Raw genomic sequence first — 2,342 nt, 5'->3', positions numbered from 1 at the left:
TCCCGAGGCGCCGGTCGACGACGTCGAGTTCGGCCTGGGGACCGAGGCCGGCCAGGCAGCCGCGGACATTGTGCGCACCATCGGGCAGGAAGGGCTTGGCGGGCCCGGGTTCTCGAACCAGGACGAGAACGCCGCGATGTTCCAGTTCCAGGGTGAGCGTGGCTCGTTCATGGTGAACTGGCCGTTCGTCTGGTCGGCAACGCAGGGAGCCGTCGACGACGGCACGCTTGACCAGGCCCTGCTGGACGACATCGGCTGGGCCACATACCCGGAGGTCGAGCAGGGCACCGGCTCCAGCCCGCCTATCGGCGGCATCAACCTCGGCATCGGGGCGTTCAGCGACCACATCGAGGAGGCTCACGACGCGGTGCAGTGCATCGTGACTCCGGAGAACCAGGCCTACTACTTCGTCCACGACGGCAACCCGGCGTCGCACGCCGAGGCGTACGAGGACCCGGAGGTCCTGGAGGCGTACCCGATGGCGCCGGTCATCCGCGACTCTCTGGAGGACGCCGCGTCAAGGCCGCAGACCCCTTACTACAACGAGGTCTCCACCGGGCTGCAGAACACCTGGCATCCGCCGGCCTCAGTGAACCCGGACTCCACGCCTGAGTCATCGACGGACCTGATCGGGAGCGTGCTGCGAGGGGAGAAGCTGTTGTGAGCGCCACACCAACCGCGGCTGGGAAAGCTGAGCCGAAGACCGCTGCGGCGCCGCCGAAGTCGGAACGGGCCAGGTCCGAGCGCCGGCTCGGATGGATGCTGGCCGGTCCCGCGTTCGCGGTGATGCTGCTGGTCACCGCATATCCGATCGCGCAGGCTGTCTATGAGTCGCTCTTCAAGTACCGGCTCACCGACCCGGACGCCCGTGAGTTCAACGGGCTGGGCAACTACGTCGTCGTGCTCACCGACAGCGTCTGGTGGCAGGCGGTCGGTGTCACCGTGCTGATCACCGCGATCACGGTAGCCGTGGAGGCGGTCATCGGCTTCGCGCTCGCGATGGTGATGCACCGGGCGCTCACGACCCTGCGACCGGTCCTGCGGACCGCGATCCTGGTTCCGTACGCGATCATCACCGTGGTCTCCGCCTACGCCTGGTTGTACGCCTTCGACCTGCAGACCGGCTTCGTCAACTCGTGGTTCAGCTGGCTGCCCGGGATCGGAGAGGAAACCAACTGGTTCGGCGGGTTCGGCACCTCGGTCACCGTCATCATCATGTCGGAGATCTGGAAGACGACGCCGTTCATCTCGCTGCTTCTGCTGGCAGGACTGGCGCAGGTGCCGGAGGATCTGCAAGAGGCTGCGAAGGTCGACGGCGCCACCTGGTGGCAGCGGCTTTACAAGGTGACCATCCCGAACATGAAGGCGGCCATCATGGTCGCCCTGCTGTTCCGCACGCTGGACGCATTCCGGATCTTCGACAACGTCTTCATCATGACTCAGGGCGCGCAAGATACGGAGGTCGTGTCCTTCCTGGCGTATAGACAGACGATCAGTAGATTGGAGATCGGTTTAGGCTCGGCGGTCTCGGTTCTGCTGTTCCTTTGCGTGGTCCTGATCAGTGTGGCGTTCATCAAGCTGTTCAGGGTCGACCTCTCCAGCGCGAGAGGGGGTAAGTGAGATGGAACGAGAGCAGACCAACCGGCAGAAGACCCTGTGGTGGGTGGCGGGGACCGTCATCATGGTCTACGCGCTGTTCCCGGTGGTGTGGATCATGTCGCTGTCGTTCAAGCCGGCAAGCGATCTGAGTAGCCAGGAGTTCCTGCCCAACACATGGACCTGGGACAACTACGACATCATTCTGCGCGGAGAGTTCCAGGAGCTCTTCCTGTCGGCGTTGCGCAACTCGATCGGCATCACCCTGATCGCCACCTTCATCGCCGTCCTGCTCTCCACCTTCTGTGCCTACGCGATAGCGCGGCTCGACTTCCCCGGTAAGAAGCTCATCCTCACGACCGCGCTGGCCGTGTCGATCTTCCCGGTGATCTCGATCGTGACGCCGTTGTTCAACCTCTGGCGGAACATCGGCCTGTACGACACATGGCCAGGGTTGATCATCCCGTACCTGTCGTTGACCCTTCCACTGTCCATCTGGACGTTGTCCGCGTTCTTCCGGCAGATCCCATGGGAGCTGGAGCAGGCCGCGCAGGTCGATGGGGCGACCACATGGCAGGCGTTCCGCAAGGTGATCGTCCCGCTGGCGACGCCGGGCGTCGTCACCACGGCGATCATCTCCTTCTTCATCGCATGGAACGACTTCGTCTACGGCATCTCGTTGACGTCGACGGAGGCGGCCCGGCCGGTGCCCGCGGCGCTGGCGTTCTTCACCGGAGCGTCGCAGT

The 2,342-nt window shown here is 64.3% G+C and carries 3 protein-coding genes; all 3 read left to right on the top strand.

What is annotated here, in order from left to right; translation table 11 throughout:
- On the top strand, positions 1-664 hold a 664-nt coding region (locus tag ELR45_RS40035; protein ID WP_205857772.1), incomplete at its 5' end, for a type 2 periplasmic-binding domain-containing protein.
- Positions 661-1,620 carry a carbohydrate ABC transporter permease gene (locus ELR45_RS33350; RefSeq protein WP_240760319.1) on the top strand — a complete coding sequence of 320 codons (960 nt, stop codon included), beginning with the start codon at positions 661-663 and terminating at the stop codon, positions 1,618-1,620. The genes ELR45_RS40035 and ELR45_RS33350, both read left to right, overlap by 4 nt.
- Before the next feature lies 1 nt (position 1,621).
- A partial coding sequence (locus ELR45_RS33345) for a carbohydrate ABC transporter permease (RefSeq protein ID WP_240760318.1) occupies positions 1,622-2,342 on the top strand: 721 nt, incomplete at its 3' end.

Source organism: Phytoactinopolyspora endophytica, from assembly GCF_004138495.1.
Taxonomy (GTDB): domain Bacteria; phylum Actinomycetota; class Actinomycetes; order Jiangellales; family Jiangellaceae; genus Phytoactinopolyspora; species Phytoactinopolyspora endophytica.
The sequence above is the reverse complement of the archived record's forward strand: the minus strand, read 5'-3'. Positions and strand labels throughout refer to the sequence as shown.